This is a genomic window from Amycolatopsis pithecellobii (assembly GCF_009707865.1).
Classification (GTDB): domain Bacteria; phylum Actinomycetota; class Actinomycetes; order Mycobacteriales; family Pseudonocardiaceae; genus Amycolatopsis_E; species Amycolatopsis_E pithecellobii.
Window position 1 is genome coordinate 75,173 of record NZ_WMBA01000011.1, and the last position, 14,858, is coordinate 90,030.

At 68.9% G+C, this 14,858-nt stretch carries 16 protein-coding genes and 1 pseudogene; 7 read left to right on the plus strand and 10 right to left on the minus strand.

Annotation, left to right across the window (positions count from 1 at the left end; translation table 11 throughout):
- Position 1 precedes the first annotated feature (1 nt).
- From GKO32_RS10220 to GKO32_RS10235, 4 genes are read right to left on the minus strand one after another with little or no spacing between them, the layout of a single operon-like run.
- Positions 2 to 1,207 carry a CaiB/BaiF CoA transferase family protein gene (locus tag GKO32_RS10220; RefSeq protein ID WP_154756569.1) on the minus strand — a complete coding sequence of 402 codons (1,206 nt, stop codon included), beginning with the start codon at positions 1,205 to 1,207 and terminating at the stop codon, positions 2 to 4.
- Entirely contained in the window at positions 1,204 to 2,004 is an 801-nt protein-coding gene (locus GKO32_RS10225) for a CoA-transferase (RefSeq protein WP_166459474.1), read from the minus strand. Before GKO32_RS10225 ends, GKO32_RS10220 begins: the two co-directional genes overlap by 4 nt.
- Positions 2,001 to 2,909, minus strand: coding sequence for a CoA transferase subunit A (locus GKO32_RS10230; protein ID WP_166459475.1), 909 nt, complete (start codon positions 2,907 to 2,909; stop codon positions 2,001 to 2,003). The genes GKO32_RS10225 and GKO32_RS10230 overlap by 4 nt, the downstream gene beginning before the upstream one ends.
- Positions 2,902 to 3,951, minus strand: a complete 1,050-nt coding sequence (locus GKO32_RS10235; RefSeq protein WP_154756572.1) for an amidohydrolase family protein — start codon at positions 3,949 to 3,951, stop codon at positions 2,902 to 2,904. Before GKO32_RS10235 ends, GKO32_RS10230 begins: the two co-directional genes overlap by 8 nt.
- A gap of 471 nt (positions 3,952 to 4,422) precedes the next feature.
- Here GKO32_RS10235 and GKO32_RS10240 point away from each other — a divergent pair, with 471 nt between their 5' ends.
- Positions 4,423 to 5,115 (plus strand): GntR family transcriptional regulator, encoded by a 693-nt coding sequence (locus tag GKO32_RS10240; RefSeq protein ID WP_154756573.1) that lies wholly within the window; start codon positions 4,423 to 4,425, stop codon positions 5,113 to 5,115.
- Between the two features lie 60 nt (positions 5,116 to 5,175).
- Here the strand turns inward: GKO32_RS10240 and GKO32_RS10245 are convergent, their stop codons facing one another.
- On the minus strand, positions 5,176 to 6,702 hold the full coding sequence (locus tag GKO32_RS10245) for a class I adenylate-forming enzyme family protein (RefSeq protein WP_312867763.1): 1,527 nt from the start codon (positions 6,700 to 6,702) through the stop codon (positions 5,176 to 5,178).
- Between the two features lie 188 nt (positions 6,703 to 6,890).
- Here GKO32_RS10245 and GKO32_RS40110 point away from each other — a divergent pair, with 188 nt between their 5' ends.
- Both GKO32_RS40110 and GKO32_RS40115 read left to right on the plus strand, forming a co-directional pair.
- Positions 6,891 to 7,892 (plus strand): zinc-binding dehydrogenase, encoded by a 1,002-nt coding sequence (locus GKO32_RS40110; protein WP_208024352.1) that lies wholly within the window; start codon positions 6,891 to 6,893, stop codon positions 7,890 to 7,892.
- Positions 7,889 to 8,671: a 2-keto-4-pentenoate hydratase gene (locus GKO32_RS40115; RefSeq protein WP_154756575.1), complete on the plus strand. Its 783-nt coding sequence runs from the start codon at positions 7,889 to 7,891 to the stop codon at positions 8,669 to 8,671. The genes GKO32_RS40110 and GKO32_RS40115 overlap by 4 nt, the downstream gene beginning before the upstream one ends.
- On the opposite strand, the gene GKO32_RS10260 is transcribed toward GKO32_RS40115, so the two are convergent.
- The 3 genes and pseudogenes from GKO32_RS10260 to GKO32_RS40465 form a co-directional block, all read right to left on the minus strand.
- Positions 8,664 to 9,572 (minus strand): LysR family transcriptional regulator, encoded by a 909-nt coding sequence (locus GKO32_RS10260; RefSeq protein WP_154756576.1) that lies wholly within the window; start codon positions 9,570 to 9,572, stop codon positions 8,664 to 8,666. The genes GKO32_RS40115 and GKO32_RS10260 overlap by 8 nt on opposite strands.
- 57 nt (positions 9,573 to 9,629) lie before the next feature.
- Positions 9,630 to 9,986: a helix-turn-helix domain-containing protein gene (locus GKO32_RS10265; protein WP_208024353.1), complete on the minus strand. Its 357-nt coding sequence runs from the start codon at positions 9,984 to 9,986 to the stop codon at positions 9,630 to 9,632.
- A pseudogene (locus tag GKO32_RS40465) lies at positions 9,961 to 10,059 on the minus strand (hypothetical protein); the annotation flags it as partial. The gene GKO32_RS10265 and the pseudogene GKO32_RS40465, both read right to left, overlap by 26 nt.
- 46 nt (positions 10,060 to 10,105) lie before the next feature.
- Between GKO32_RS40465 and GKO32_RS10270 the strand changes: the two are divergent.
- Positions 10,106 to 10,234, plus strand: coding sequence for a hypothetical protein (locus GKO32_RS10270; protein WP_376765943.1), 129 nt, complete (start codon positions 10,106 to 10,108; stop codon positions 10,232 to 10,234).
- On the opposite strand, the gene GKO32_RS10275 is transcribed toward GKO32_RS10270, so the two are convergent.
- Both GKO32_RS10275 and GKO32_RS10280 read right to left on the minus strand, forming a co-directional pair.
- Positions 10,210 to 11,289 (minus strand): CE1758 family FMN-dependent luciferase-like monooxygenase, encoded by a 1,080-nt coding sequence (locus GKO32_RS10275; RefSeq protein WP_154756577.1) that lies wholly within the window; start codon positions 11,287 to 11,289, stop codon positions 10,210 to 10,212. The genes GKO32_RS10270 and GKO32_RS10275 overlap by 25 nt on opposite strands.
- A gap of 10 nt (positions 11,290 to 11,299) precedes the next feature.
- Positions 11,300 to 12,361 carry an LLM class flavin-dependent oxidoreductase gene (locus GKO32_RS10280; protein ID WP_312867764.1) on the minus strand — a complete coding sequence of 354 codons (1,062 nt, stop codon included), beginning with the start codon at positions 12,359 to 12,361 and terminating at the stop codon, positions 11,300 to 11,302.
- Positions 12,362 to 12,430: 69 nt separating this feature from the next.
- On the opposite strand from GKO32_RS10280, the gene GKO32_RS10285 reads away from it, so the two are divergent.
- From GKO32_RS10285 to GKO32_RS10295, 3 genes are all read left to right on the plus strand, one after another.
- A complete protein-coding gene (locus GKO32_RS10285) occupies positions 12,431 to 12,895 on the plus strand; it encodes a MarR family winged helix-turn-helix transcriptional regulator (RefSeq protein ID WP_312867765.1) in 465 nt (154 codons plus the stop codon).
- A gap of 131 nt (positions 12,896 to 13,026) precedes the next feature.
- A complete protein-coding gene (locus tag GKO32_RS10290; protein WP_246243414.1) occupies positions 13,027 to 14,244 on the plus strand; it encodes an MFS transporter in 1,218 nt (405 codons plus the stop codon).
- Between the two features lie 105 nt (positions 14,245 to 14,349).
- The gene (locus GKO32_RS10295; RefSeq protein WP_154756580.1) at positions 14,350 to 14,847 is read left to right on the plus strand and encodes an Lrp/AsnC family transcriptional regulator; all 498 of its coding nucleotides are present in this window, start codon (positions 14,350 to 14,352) and stop codon (positions 14,845 to 14,847) included.
- The last annotated feature ends 11 nt before the right edge of the window (positions 14,848 to 14,858 follow it).

The window sequence follows — 14,858 nt, forward strand, 5'->3', positions numbered from 1 at the left end:
GTCAGGAGTGGTCGGGCGATTCCTCCAGGCCACCGGACTCGGCGAGCCGGGCGATCAGTTCGCCGGGCAGGCCCAGTTGCCGGAGGCGCTCGGCGGTGGGCCTTCGCAACGACGGTGGGGCGAGGGTGTCCGTCCGCTCGTCGCTGAGCCGGATCGGGCTGCGGACGAGGCGGCCGGAGGCGTCCGCACCGAGCGGATGAGTCGCGACCGTCCCCAGCGCCTGCACCTGCGGGTGCTCAAGGGCCTCCGGTACGGACATCACCGGCCCCTGGGGAATGTCGTGTTCGGCCAGCAGGGCGGACAGCCGGGCGGTGCTCGAGCGCGAGGTCCACGACGCGACGAGCTTGTCGACCTCATCCCGGCGTGACATGCGGACCGCCGACGTGTCCAGCCCCTCGGCGTCGGCCGTGACGTCGAGGGCACGGACCAGCCTCGCCCACTGCCCGTCGTTGCCGACCGCCAGCACGATGTGCCCGTCGGACGTCGGGAAGACGCCGTAGGGCGTCACGTTCGGATGCGCGTTGCCCAGTCGCTGCGGCACCATGCCCGCAATCAGATATCCCGCCGTGAGGTTCGGCTGGATGGCCAGCACCGACTCCAGCAGGGACAGGTCCACCCGCTGGCCGCGCCCGGTCGTGGTGCGCCCGTTCAGGGCGGCGACGATGCCGACCGCGGCGTAGAGCCCGGTGCAGATGTCGACGATCGCGACCCCGGACCGCATCGGCGCGCCATCGCGCTCCCCCGTCACGCTCATCAGCCCGCCCATGGCCTGCATCAGTACGTCGTATCCGGGCTGCTGGGCCAGCGGACCGGTGCGCCCGAAACCGGACACCGAGCAGTAGACCAGCCCCGGGTTCGCCGCCGACAGGTCCTCGTAGCCGAGCCCGAGTTCCTCCGCCATGCCGACGCGGAAGTTCTCCACCACCACATCGGAAGTACGGGCGAGTTCCCGGACGAGCTCGAGCCCGCTCGGTGACTTGAGGTCGACGGCCATCCCGGTCTTGTTGCGATTGACCGTCTGGAAATACGTGCTGTCACCGCCCGGACCGTAGGGCGGCCCCCAGGCCCGCAGGTCGTCCCCGGCGCCCGGCCGTTCGATCTTGACCACGTCGGCGCCGAGATCGGCCAGCACCATGGTGCAGTACGGACCGGCCAGCACCCGGCTCAGGTCCAGCACCCTGATTCCCGCCAGTGGTCCGCCTGTCATGCGGCTCTCCCTTCGCCCGGAAGCAGGTAGTGGCTGGCACGTGCCTCGTCCAGGACAGCATGCGCGGCCGCGAGCTCCTGTTCGCTGGGATCCGGCAGAACGCGCAGCGATGCGGGCGGTTCGGCCGGGAACCACGTGAAGCACTCGCGTGCCTGCGCCCACGTGACACCGGTATGCAGGGCGTCGGCGGTGATGCCGTCGGCGTCGTTCACGGCGAACCGGCCGAGCGGCGTGATCAGCACCTTCGGACCCGTTCCGTCCGGATAGCCGTGGGCTCGCCGTTCGCCGGGCTCGCGCAGATATCCGGGGCTGGTGATGTAGTCGACGATCCTGCGGGGGAAACCGCGGGCGCTCGTGCTGGTCGAAAGCAGCGTCAGACCCCGGCCCAGCGCGGCCAGCTCCGTTCCCCCGCCCGAGCCGGGCAGCCGGACACGCGGCGCGTCGTAGTCACCGACGACGGTGGTGTTGACGTTGCCCCGCCGGTCGACGATCGGCGCCCCGAGCACGGTGCGTGTCACGCGGCCACGCGCGAGCCAGCCGCACAGCGCGTCGAAACACGTTCCCCAGTAAGGGGATCCGACCGCCGCACGCAGATCGGACGGCGACGTCGACAGGGTCGGCGTCGCGGCGTCCTCGACGACGCCGCTTTCGTAGACCGCGACGAGGTTCGGTGCGTGCGTGCGGCGGGCGATCCGGGCCGCGAGCATCGGCCAGTGGAAACCGACGAACGCCACGTCCTCGTCGGCGTATTCGCGTGCCGCGGTCACCAGGAACCGTTCGAAGAGTGTTGTGGTCACCAGGCACCTCGCAGAGTCAGGGCCGCGCGGGTCTCCTCACCGAGGCGGTCACGGTAACCCTTGTGGCTGCCCGTGCCGTACACCCATTCCCGCAGATAAGCGTCGAAGCCCTCAGGCGTGCGGGTGGCCGCGCCGTACAGATCGTGATGGTCGAGATCGCGCACGTAGTACCCCGAACAGTCGGTGGGATGGGCGCTCCACGGTTCGACGACGGCCGCCTCGACGAGGAACCCCGGTGCGACCGTCAGCTCGGGACGCGACCGGATCACCTCCGGCTCGACGATTTCCTCGGCGATCACGAAAACCCGGTCACAGGCGGCGATCGCCATCCGAATCTCCGCGGTCGGCCCGAACATCTGCGCGTTGCCGTAGCGGTCGATCCGCTGGACGTGGAAGATCCCGAGCCGCGGCCGGATCGCCTTGACCACCGTGACCGGCTCGCCCCCGAACGGCGAAGGGACGGTGCCGAGCTTGTCCGGCCACGTCCGCCGCACCTCGAAGTGCCCGGCACCGCTCATCGGCGTGGTCGGCAGGAACGGCAGCCCCCACGCACCGGCGGCGAGTCCCATCGCGAACGAACCGTAGCTGAGCTCGTCGACCTCGACCGGATGCGGCACCCCCTCCTCGACCGCGCGCCGAAAGGCGTGTGCCGGTTGCGGCCCGACCGAATTCCACACGTGGCAGAACAGCAGCCGCCGGACACACCCGGCCCCCACCAGCATGTCGACGAGAAGTCCACCGCTGGTCTTGAGAATCTCCAGATCCCGGCGCTCCTGGCGGACGATCTCGTGGGCCAGCGCAATCGGATCACTGAACGCGAAACCGCCGACGAACAGTTGTTGTCCGTCCTGGACGTGTTCGGCGACCAGTTCGTCGAGGCCGAGCAGGGCGACCGGCTCAGGCATCGGTGACTTCGAACATCTCGAACTTCGCCGCATCGACGAGTTCCGGGCGGAACTTCCGCAGGTTCAGGGCATCGATCGCGTTCAGCCGGAAGAAGCGCTCCAGGTTCTCCTCGCGGAAGTACTTGGTCTTGCCGCCCCACTGGAAGCCGTTTTCGATGTACTGCGCGAACTGGTCGATCCAGATCTTCGGGCTGATCGCCGGGTAGTCACTGCCGTAGACGAACTTCTCCGGCAGCGTCGAGTTCATGTACTGGAAAACGATCGGCTGTGTGTCGTAGATGTGCTTGGGCAGCCACCCCGAAAGGTCGCAGTACACATGCTCGTGCCGCCACATCACGGCCAGCGCCTCTTCCGTCCACGGCCAGCCGAAGTGGCTCATGATGATGCGCAGATCCGGGAAGTCGGTCGCGACCTCGTCGATGTATTCCGGCTTGCAGCTGCGAATGTGGCACTGCGTCATCCGGGTCGATCCGGTGTGGAAGAGGATCGGCAGGTCGTACTCGACGCAGCGTTCGTAGATCGGGTACAGCTTTTCCTTGTCGTTGGGCCAGAAATCCTGGTATGCGGGGTGGAACTTCAGGCCGGAGACCTTGAGGTCGTTGACGCAGCGGTCCAGTTCGCGAAGCGAGTTCTTCACGGGCATGTTCGGATCGATGCCGGCGTAACCGATGTAGAGATCGGGCACCTTTTCGCAGTACTGCGCGATGTACTCGTTGGGAAGCGACGAGCCCCAGGTGCAGCAGGCGTTCATGTTGAGCACGACCGCGGCCTGCACGTACCCGCCGATCCGGATCTGTTCGGCACTCGTCTCGATCGACATTGTCCGCTTGTTCTTGTACCAGCTCTCGTGATGCGGAGCTTCCGGACGGCTCCCGAAGAAATCGTGCGCCTCCTGGAACGACACCCCCTGTCCCTTCACCACCTCTTCGGTGAAGGGATGCGTGTGGATGTCGATGATCCCCTTGAATCCGAGCATGCGTGCGCTGTCCTCTCTGGCGCTGATGATGGCGTCGTTGCCCTCGGTGCTGACCGAGAAGCTCACCCGAAAGATGATAAAGTATTCCGGAGTCTGGTTGCAAGACTGAGTCGAAACCTGGCGCTTCAGCCAGGGACACACAGCCGGCGGCTCGTGAGCCTTTCCGCTAATTTCCTTTTGATACAAGGCTTTTCGTCGGCAAACGTCGGCCAATGACCGCTGGATGACGCCTCGGAGGCCACCTCAGGTCGACGGCTTAGTCGCGGACTTTGTGATACTTTATCGGCCGCAGTGAGGCTGTGGAGTCGTTCGACCGAGGAAGCGGCTTCCTCGGTGACGCGCCCCGTCGACGCCGCGACGTCCGCCCACCAAACGGAGCTGCGATGCCGGAGGAGTCCGGCCGGATCGTCAACGGGTTCGGGTCGTACCGGCTAGGGGTTTTTCGCCACCAGGAGCCGTCCCCGACCTCAACCTGCACTGGCTTCATCCGATGTGATAACATATCCGCTGCGGAATCATTGTGACGAGGGGACGAGCGTGGCGACCGCCTTAGGACCGTTGACCGTCGGCGATACCTCCAGTCGCCAGAACCTCCGCGACGAGATCGCGTCGCACATCCGTGGGCTCATCTTCTCCGCCCACTTGCTGCGGGGCCAGCGTATCGATCCCACTGAGCTCGCCGCCGTGTTCGGCGTGAGCAAGCTGCCGGTGCGCGAGGCGCTGATCCAGCTGGAGTCAGAAGGCCTGGTCGACAATATCGCGCGCCGCGGGGCTTTTGTCGCGATGCTCGACCCTGATGACTTCTACGATCACTTCCAGGCCTTCGGCAAGATCGTCGCCGTCGCCGCGGAGCGGGCCGCCACCAGGATCTCCGAGGAAGACCTCGATCAGCTCGAACGGCTGGTCCGCCGCATGGAAGCATGGGACGAAAACGACCGTGAGCGTGACGTGGAACGGCTCAACCACCAGTTCCACCGGATCATCAACCGCTCCGGTGGTTCCCGGCGGCTGAAAGGCATCATCCGCTCGCTCGCCGCCAGCATTCCGGAGGATCTCTACCATCGCAGCCGGGGCTGGACCCCCGAGGCGCAGGCGGAACACCGCCTCATCCTGACCGCGCTGAGGGCACGAGACGGGTCCGTCGCCGCGGTGGCCTCGGCCCGCCACGCCGAAGCCGGCGGGCGTGACCTGGTGGAGTCGCTCCGCGCTTCGGGCTTCTGGGCCAAATAGCGGCTCGGCCGCCTTCGCACGAGACCGGCAAGCTGTCCCGTCCGGACGGATGTCGCCGGCCTAGCTGGCGATGCGAAACCGGCGGATTTTTCCGACGCTCGTGCGTGGGAGCTCGTCGATGAAATGCCACGCCCGGGGCCGGGCGGCGGGGGCGAGATGCCGCACCGCCCACTCCTGGAGGTCCGCCACTGCCGGCGGGGCCGACTTGTCCTTGGGCACGACGTAGGCCACCGGAACGTGGTCGCGCACCGGATCGGGCTGGGCCACCAGCGCGACTTCCAGCACCCCCGGGGCCTGGGCCACCGCCGCCTCGACCTCGGTGAGGCTGACGTTCTCGCCGGCCACCTTGATCACGTCGTCGACCCGGCCGACGAAGCGCAACGCGCCGTCCTCACCGCGGACGGCCAGGTCGCCGGTGTGGAACCACGACCGATCCCCGTCCGGCGTGAACGCTCTCGCGTTGATCTCCGGGGCGTCGAGATAGCCGGCGAACAGGTCCTTGCCCCGCACGCCGCGCACCCAGATCTCACCCGGCACCCCGTCCGCAACGTCCTGGCCGTCGACGACAAGCCGGACCTCGCGGCCACCGAACGGCGGGCCGATGATGTCGGGCACCGGGGGTTCGCGGGTGTCCGCGGTGACGATCGCGATGGTCTCGGTCATGCCGTACAGCTGGCGTGGCAGCGTGCCGGCGAGCTCGCCGAACGCCTTGTGATGCTCGGTGCCGAGGCTCTGCGCGAACCAGACGTGGTCAAGGGCGAGCGGAGGCTCGCTGTCCGGGCAGCGTGCCAGGATCATCCGGATCGGCGCCGCGAACAGGCTGGCGTGCGTGACGTCGAGTTCGCGTGCGGCGGGGACCCAGCCCGACGCGGAGAACGACGCGGTCAGCGCCACGCTCGCACCCACGCCGATCGCGGACGCAAAGCAGTAGTACTGCGCGTTGGCGTGAAAGAGCGGCAGCGTGACGAACCACCGGTGCCGCGCCGCCAGCTTCGCCGCCGCGGCCATCGCGGTGGCGGCCGAGACATAGTTGGCGTGGGTGACCTCCACGCCTTTCGGCTCGGACGTGGTGCCGGACGTGAACATCACGGCGAGCCGGTCTTCCGGGGTGACCGGCTCGCCCCGTAACAGGGGCGCGCCCTGTAACAACGGCGCCCCGGGTTCTAGGTCGGAGGCGTCTTCGGCGAGCTCGATGACGGCGGCGCCACCGGCACCGTCCTGGAAGGCGGCGAGCCGGGTGGTGGCCACCATCGAGATTGCCGGCGCCACGCGGCGGAGCTGGCTCCGGATATCGCGCGACGCCGACGCCGGGTCCACCGGGACCATCCAGGCGCCGAGCCGCGCGACCGCCAGCCAGAGCGCCACGAACGCGGGGCAGTTGCGGAGCACGAGGTGGACCGCGGCACCCGGCCGCACCCCCGACTCGGCGAGTGTCCCGGCCACCCGGGAAACCACGTCGTCGAACTCGGCGTAGGTCCAGCTGGTGGTCTCGCCGGAGTCCGCACGGAACAGGAGAAACGGCGACTCGCCGTACTCGTCGACGGCTCGCCGCCACAGGTCGCTGAAGGTGCCGGTGCTCACGCTCACCGACGTAGCCTCACCTCCCGAATGCGCACACGCAATGCCGTTCTTCGCACGTTCCGCGTGCATCGATGCACAGCCGGCCGGGGCCGATGGGCGTGCGTTCCCGCACATGCGGGGTGCGGGATCCGCTATTGCCCCCGCCGCTGACCGGCACCGACGATGGGCTCGCAGCGTGGAAGGGAACCAGGAACGTGAACTCGATCAAGGCCATGGTGGTCGCCGGCACCGCGTCGGGTGCGACGATCCAGCAGCGCGAGCTCGGCGCACCGGTCCGGAACGCCGGTCAGGTGCTCATCGGCGTGCGGGCGGCGTCGGTCAACCGGGCGGATCTCGCCGTCCGCGCCGGTACCCACGTCAGTGCGGACGCCACCGCGGGGCCGACGGTGGTGGGCCTGGACTGCGCGGGGGTCGTCCTCGATGCCGATGCGGACTCCGGTCTCGCCACCGGTGACCGGGTGATGACGATGGCCGGTGGCGGACTCGCGGAGCAGGTCGTGGTCGACGCCCGGATGCCGATCCGGTTGCCGGACTCGTGGTCGTTCGAGATGGGGGCCGCGGCGGTACTCGCCCTGATGACCGGGCACAACGCGCTGCGCACCGCGGGCCGGCTCGTGCCGGGGGAATCCGTTCTGGTCAACGCGGCTCGCTCAGGTGTCGGGCAGGCGACCATCCGGATCGCGAACGAGCTGGGGGCCGGCCGGGTCATCGCTGCGGTGCGGTCCCTTCGTGACGAGGATTTCCTGACGGAACTGGGCGCCGACATCGTCGTGGACACCGGCTCCGGTGGCTTCGCCGAGGCCGTGCTGGCGGCCACGGACGGGCGCGGCGTGGACGTCATCGTCGACCACGTCGGCGGGCCGTATCTGGCCGACCACGTCAAGGCGGCCGCGCTCAAAGGCCGGATCGTCGGGGTCGGCAGGCTCGGCGGCGCCGAGGGCACGCTCGACATGGAAACCCTTGCGGTCAAACGACTTGAGCTGGTGGGCGTCACCTTCCGCACCCGGGACGCCGACGAGAAGGCGGCCATCGCCGCCGGGGTCCGCGCGGACCTCATCGAGGCGCTCAGTGAGGGCAGGCTGGACCCGCGGATCGACCGGGTGCTGCCCTGGACCGAGGTGCTCGGCGCGCAGGACGTCGTGGCGTCGGACGCGCACCTGGGCAAGATCGTGCTGCGAGTCTCGGCGGACGCGTGACGGCGACCGGGCAGACCGACGCCTGGCGCGCCGCGGAAATGCTGTGGCAGCGCTGGCAGAACCGGACCCCCGGCGGTGCACTGCCGGCGGAGATCCGTCCGGTCACGGTCGCCGGCGCGTGGGCCGTTCAGCAAGCGTTCACCGAGCTGGCCGGGCCGCGGATCGGGTGGAAGATCGCGGCCAGCAGCCCGGCGGGGCAAGCGCATATCGGTGTCCCAGGCCCGATCGCGGGGCCGCTGCTCGCCGGCGGGCTCCGCGCCTCCGGCGCCGGCGTGCCGCTCACTTCGATGGCCTCGGCCGAGCCGGAAATCGCCTTCCGGCTCGGCACCGATCTGCCCGCGCGCGAGCGCCCGTATGACCGGGAAACGGTATTGGCGGCGGTGGCCGACGTCCTGCCGGCGATCGATATCCCGGACTCCCGATACGCCGACGTCCCGGCCGCCGGCGAGGCCCAGCTGGTGGCCGATCTGGCCTGCACCGCCTACGTCGTTCTCGGCGAGCCGATACGGCAGTGGTCGCCCGGCGAGCTGAAGGACCGGCGGGTCGTCCTGCGTATCAACGGGGAGATCGTGTCCGAAGGCAGCGGCGCCGATGCCCTCGGCGATCCCTGCGCGGCACTGGTGTGGCTCGTCGACGCGGTCACCCGTCACGGCTGCGGGCTGCGGGCGGGCGAGGTCGTGATCACGGGTGCGGCGGCGCCGCCGAGGCCCGTCAAGGCGGGCGATGTGGTGACCGGCGAGGTTGCCGGCGCCGCTCCGGTGACGGCGACGATCAGCTGACCGGGTTCCCCGCGGTGCCGGACGAGAGGGCGGCCGCGCTGTCTTTGAGCTGCGCCACGGTGGCGGCCACGGCGGGCCGGCGTAACGCTTCGGTCCGGGTGACCAGCCAGTAGTCCACCGTTCCCGTGATCTCTTCGGGCAGCACCCGGACGAGATCGTCATGGCGTTCGGCGAGGAAGGTGGGCAGCAATCCCAGGCCGGCGCCCGCCCGCGTCGCGGCGACATGGGCGAACACGTGGGTCGATGTCACCGCGTCGCGCATCTCCGGCACGACCCGGCGCCCGACGTCGAGGTCGTCGATCTGCAACATCGACGGGATGAAATAGACCAGCCCATGCGCGGTGAGTTCCCGGACCGATTCCGGCGCGCCGTGGGTGGCGAGATAGTCGCGCGATCCGAACAGCCCGAGTGTGTAGGACGCGAGTTTGAAGGCGTCGGCGCGCAGCACGCGGGGTTCGCCGACCACCACCTCGATGTCCAGCCCGGAGCGGTGCGTGCCCGCCGGACGGGTCGCGGAGACGATCTCGATTTGCAGCCGTGGATGCCGGGTCCGCAGCCGGGCCGCGGCCGGTGCGGCGACCAGGACGCTGAACGCGTCCGGCGTCGAAAGCCGCACGACGTCGTCGAGCAGCGCGTCGTCGTCTCCGGTGCGCAACTCGTGCAACGCCTGGTCGAGCTGCTCCGCGGTCCGCAGCGCCCGCCGGCCGAGCGGGGTCAGGTCCCAGCCGGTCGTGGTCCGGACCAGTACCTTGCTGCCGAGTACCCGCTCCAGCGACTCGATGCGGCGTGCGACCGTCGTGTGACTGAGCCCGAGCACCTCGGCCGCCCTGGTGAGACGTCCGGAGCGGGCGACCTCGAGCAGGATGAGCAGGTCATCGGCACTGACCCGTCGCGTGTCCATGCGCATACCGGAGACTAACGCGGCCCCGTTGGCATCGATCGCAGGGCGAGGCGTGGGTCAACGCAGCTGCCGGCATGTTCCGGCGGCGGTGAAGGCGTCGTTGACCGGCGCGATGAGCTCCGCGAGGCGACGGGCGCCCGTGCCCCCGATCGGCTCCCACAGCGCGGCGCACCGCTCATCGGTTTCCACCTCGATCCGCTCGCGCGCCGCGATTCCGGCGTCGGTCACGGTCCCGTCCGCGTCGAGCCAGCCCCGTGCGGCACGTGCCGTCGCCCCGGCCCACTCCTCGTCGTCCCATCCGCGGGTCGCCCGGATCACCCCCACCGGAAGGCGGCCGGTCGCGGCGTTGGATGACGTTGCCGTGGCACGGCCCGAGGTCGTTGGCGGCCAGCACGACGAGATGCGCGTCGCCACGCCATTCGCGCAGCACGGTGAATCTGCTGCCACAGCGCAACGAGCGGATCGGCCGGAAGCGGAACCGACGCATTGGAGGGCTGCGGTAATCCGATTCTGCTGGAGATCTTCGACCGTAGGTGGTCGGCCAGCGAACTGGCGCGCCGCTGGCCCGCGATGCCGCCACCGCGACCGCGGTCCTGGTCCGGCACCTGACCATGACCGCGGACGGCCTGACCGGCGGTTACCGCACCCCGCCGGCCTCCTGAAACCCGGTGACGGCGGGAAAAGCCGCCCAGGCCGTGCCTTCGGGCGGCTGCGGCATTTCCCGCCGCAACACCGGCAGGACCTCGCTGCCGAACAGGTCGAGTTGCTCGTGCAGCGAGGATTCCGGCACCCCGCCGAAGTCGAGCCCGAACAACTGCCGGTGATACGGCCCGAATTGCGCGGGGAAGGACATGATCTTGTCGATCACCTGCTGCGGGCTGCCGACGGTCAGCCCGGTGGTGCGCACCGCGTCGTCCAGGCGCGCGCCCCGGTTCGCCCTGTTGGCCCGGAAGTACGGTTCGTATCCCCGGTAGGCGTCCTGGGAGTTGCGGTGCACGTACGCGCCGCCGCCGACCCCGACGATCGCCTCCGCTTCGCTGCCGTGGCCGTGCCACGCGAAGCGCTGACGGTAGAACGCGACGGTCCTGGCGAAGTGCCCGACCGGCATGAACAGGTTGTTGACGAAGAACCCGTCGCCGTAACGCGCGGCTTGCTCGGCGATCTGCGGCGTGCTCACCGAGCCGTGCCAGACGCCCGGTGGCTTGCCGTGCAACGGCCTCGGGGTCGCGGTGAACCCGACCAGCGGCGTGCGGAACCGTCCCGACCAGCTGACCGTGTCCTCATCCCACAGCCGCCGCAACAGTTCGTAGTTCTCCACGGCGAGCGCGATGCTGGCTTCGATGTCCTTGCCGAACCACGGGTAGACCGCCGGCGTGTTTCCCCTGCCGAGCATGAGATCGACCCGGTCACCGGCGAGGTTCTGCAGGGTGGCGAAGTTTTCGGCGATCGTGACGGGGTCGTTCGTGGTGATCAGGGTGGTCGAGGTGGACAGCACGAGCCTGCTGGTGCGGGCGGCGAGGTAGGCCAGGATGGTGGCGGTCGAGCTGGACAGGAACGGCGGGTTGTGGTGCTCGCCGAGGGCGTAGACGTCGAACCCCGCCTCCTCGGCGTGGGTCGCGACACGCGCCATGGCCTGCAGCCGTTCCGCCGCGGTGAGCGTGGTGCCGGTGACGGGATCGGTGGAGATGTCCCCGACACTGAAAAGCCCGAACTGCATATTGTGTCACCTATCTCGTGGGATTCGGGACGGCTTGGCCGATGGCGGCTCTGACCCGGGGCGCGACCTCGCTGCCGAACAGGGTGATCGCCCGCAGCGCGCTGGCGTGCGGAAGGCCGACGATGCCGTATTTCAGGTCGAATCGGTGCGCGCCGAGCGCCGTCATGGTGCGCACGATCTTCTTGCTGACCGTGTCCGGCGAGCCGACGAACAGGGCTCCGGTGGGGCCGATCTCATGCCGGAACGATTCCGGCGTCGGCTGCGGAATCCCCCGCGCGGCCCGCTTTTCCGGCAGGAAATCCCGGTAGAACGGCCAGTATTCTTCGGCGGCCTCCTCGTCGGTGGCGGCGACATGCCCGGGGGCGTGCACCCCGAGGAGGCCGGGAGAACCGCCCAACCGGTCGAAAGCCGAGCGGTAGAGATCCGCCAATCGTGCGAAGCGCACCGGGTCACCACCAATGACGGCGAACATCACGTGCAGGCCATGCCGGGCGGCCCGGACGACCGACGGCGGGCTCCCGCCGACCCCGACCCAGACCGGCAGGCCGGCTTCGGTACGCGGGACGACCTCCTGGCCGGTGAGCGGGGCCCGGGTCCGCCCTTGCCAGGTGATCGGTTGTTCGTCACGCAGTTTGGCGAAAAGGTCGAGCTTTTCCTCGAACAGCAGCTCGTAGTCGGCCAGGTCGAACCCGTACAACGGAAACGAGTCGATGCTGGAACCGCGACCGAGCATGACATCGGCCCGTCCGCCCGACACCGCGTCCACCGTGGCGAAACGCTGGTAGACCCGGACGGGATCGTCGGAGCTGAGCACCGTCACCGCCGAGCTGAGCCGGATACGGCTTGTCCGCGCGGCGATCGCGGCCAGTACCACCTCCGGGGCCGATATCGGCATCTCGTCGATGTGGTGCTCGCCGACCCCGAAATAGTCGAGCCCCAGTGCGTCCGCGGCGACCGCCTCGGCGACGACGTCGCGGATGGCCTGCGGGTGGCTCACCAGCTGCCCGCCGGGGCCGTTTCCCGGTTCGCCGAACGTATCCAGCCCCAGACTGATCAGTCTGTCCACGGTCACCGTGTCCTCTCCCCGATCACTTGATCGTCGGGTAATTACATGAACGTTCACGTATCGTACCCTGAGATCGTGGGAAATGACGAGCAGTGGCTGGACGCGGACGAAGCGGCGGCGTGGTTGAGCCTCAGCACCTTGCTCGTCGTGCTGCCACCGGTGCTGGACTCCCGGATGCAGGCCGTGGCCGAACTCACCCATTTCGAATATCTGGTGCTGTCCCGGCTTTCGGAGGTGCCGGGGCGGTCGATGCGGATCAGTGAGCTCGCGGCCTTCTCCCACGGGTCGCTCTCCCGGATGTCACACCTGGTGAAACGCCTGGAGGGGCGCGGGTGGGTGCGGCGGGAAACCTGCGCCGACGACGCCCGTTCCACCGAAGCGGTGCTCACCGACGAGGGCTACGCGAAGGTGGTGGAAACGGCGCCGCATCACCTGGCGGCGGTCCGCGACCTGGTCATCAGCCGGCTCACCCGCACCCAGTTGCATCAGCTGCACACGGTCGCCGGCCGGCTCACCGAAGGCGTGACCCCACACCGGTAAACGCTCATGCGCTGATCATCTGCAGGACCTCAAGTCTATGCAAACTTTCTGGCATCGCGGTTCTGCCGGCCGTACGGTGAGGCGGTGATCGCGAGCGGGAATCGGATTGTCGCCGGGCCATGATCGGTCTGTTGCGCGAATTCCGGGGTTTCGATTACCGGGTCCGTATTCTGCTGGTGAACCAACTGGGGATCTACCTCGGTTTCTTCATGCTCCTGCCGTACCTTTCCCTTTACCTGTCGGAACAACTGGGCCTGGCGGGCTGGGCGGTGGGGCTGGTCCTGGGCGTCCGCAATTTCTTCCAGCAGGGAATGTTTCTGCTCGGCGGGACGATCACGGATCGATTCGGATACCGGCTTCCGGTGATTCTCGGCTGTCTGTTGCGCACCGCGGGATTTGCTTTGCTGGGCGTCGTCACCACTTTGCCCACGTTGATTCCGGCCGCGATGATCACCGGCCTGGCCGGCGCATTGTTCACCCCGGCCGTGCGGGTCGGCTTGGCGATGGAGGCGGGCGAGCGGCGTATCGAGGCGTTCGCGATCTCCAATGTCGTCTTCCGGATCGGGGGGCTGGCCGGTCCACTTCTCGGTGTGGCACTGCTTTCGGTGAGTTTCCGTGTCGCGTGCCTGAGCGCCGCGGCGGTGTTCGCCGCGCTGTCCCTCCTGCAGATCCGGGCGCTGCCCAAGCGGGAGGTCCCGCCGCGCGAAGGCCGGATACGGGAGGACATTCGCACCGCGGCCGGGAACCGGCGGCTGCTCGCCTTCGCCGCGGCGATGACCGGGGCCTACCTGCTGTCGTTCCAGATCTATCTGGCGCTTCCCGACCAGGCGCGCACCGTTGCGGGGGCGGACAGCGATGTGCTGGTCACGGTCTTGTTCCTCATCGAGAGCGCGCTGGCGCTCACGTGCCAGTTGCGCGTGACCGCCTGGTGCCGCCGGGTTCTCGGGCCCACCCGGACCCTGCCGGCCGGGATGGCACTGCTGGCCGTGGCGTTGCTGCCGCCGGCACTGCCTACGGGACTGCTCGGCCACGCCCTGGCCTGGGTGCCGCTGCTGCTGTCGAGCGCCTTGCTCTCGCTCGGCACGTTGATGGTGTTCCCGTTCGAGATGGACACCATCGCCACGATGGCTCAAGACCGTCTCGTCGCCACCCACTACGGGCTCTACAACACCATCGTCGGCATCGGCATCCTGGCCGGGAACCTGTTCACCGGCAGTGTGCTCAGCTGGGCACAGGGAGCCGGCGTACCCGCACTCCCCTGGCTCGGCCTGTCCACAATCGGCGGGATTTGTGCGATCGCCCTGTACCGGCAACGACCGCGAACGGCGCGGGACGTCGAACCCGTTTGAGGCCGGTGCGCACCATGCCCGGCCAGCGCACCACCAGTAAGCTCACTGCACAAGCGATGCGTTCAGGGAAGGCATCCTGCACAGGGCCTCGGGAGGGCAGGCACGATGCACAGTGACCCGGACAAGAAGCCGGCCCCGATCGACGCCATCGACGCGAGGTTGCTGCTGGCACTCACCCGGAACCCGCGCGGGACGGCGCTGGCACTGGCCGAGCACGCCGGCCTGTCCCGTAACACAGTGCAGGCCCGGCTGACCCGGCTGGAGGAAAACGGGGTGCTGGGCAGCCTCGAACGGCGGATCGATCCCGCGGCGCTCGGCTACCCGCTCACCGCATATCTGAGCGTCACCGTCGAGCAACGCAAACTGGACCGGGTCGGCGACGCACTGGCCGGCGTGCCGGAAGTCATCGAGGTCCTGGGCCTCAGCGGCGAGGGCGACCTGCTGGTCCAGGCGGTCGCCCGCGACGCCGACGACCTCTACCGCATCGCCGGCCGGGTCCTCGCCATCGACGGCGTGGAACGCACCACAACCTCCCTCGTCATGCGCCGCATGGTGGGCCATCGGGTCACCGCATTGGTGGAACGCATCGCCACCCAGCGGTGAGGCTCCGTCGG

Bases quoted from the DNA above. Each gene is read 5' to 3' on its own strand.
- GKO32_RS10220 (WP_154756569.1), bottom strand. From the start codon at position 1,207: ATGACAGGCGGACCACTGGCGGGAATCAGGGTGCTGGACCTGAGCCGG.
- GKO32_RS10230 (WP_166459475.1), bottom strand. From the start codon at position 2,909: ATGCCTGAGCCGGTCGCCCTGCTCGGCCTCGACGAACTGGTCGCCGAA.
- GKO32_RS10260 (WP_154756576.1), bottom strand. From the start codon at position 9,572: ATGGACACGCGACGGGTCAGTGCCGATGACCTGCTCATCCTGCTCGAG.
- GKO32_RS10275 (WP_154756577.1), bottom strand. From the start codon at position 11,289: ATGCAGTTCGGGCTTTTCAGTGTCGGGGACATCTCCACCGATCCCGTC.
- GKO32_RS10295 (WP_154756580.1), top strand. From the start codon at position 14,350: ATGCACAGTGACCCGGACAAGAAGCCGGCCCCGATCGACGCCATCGAC.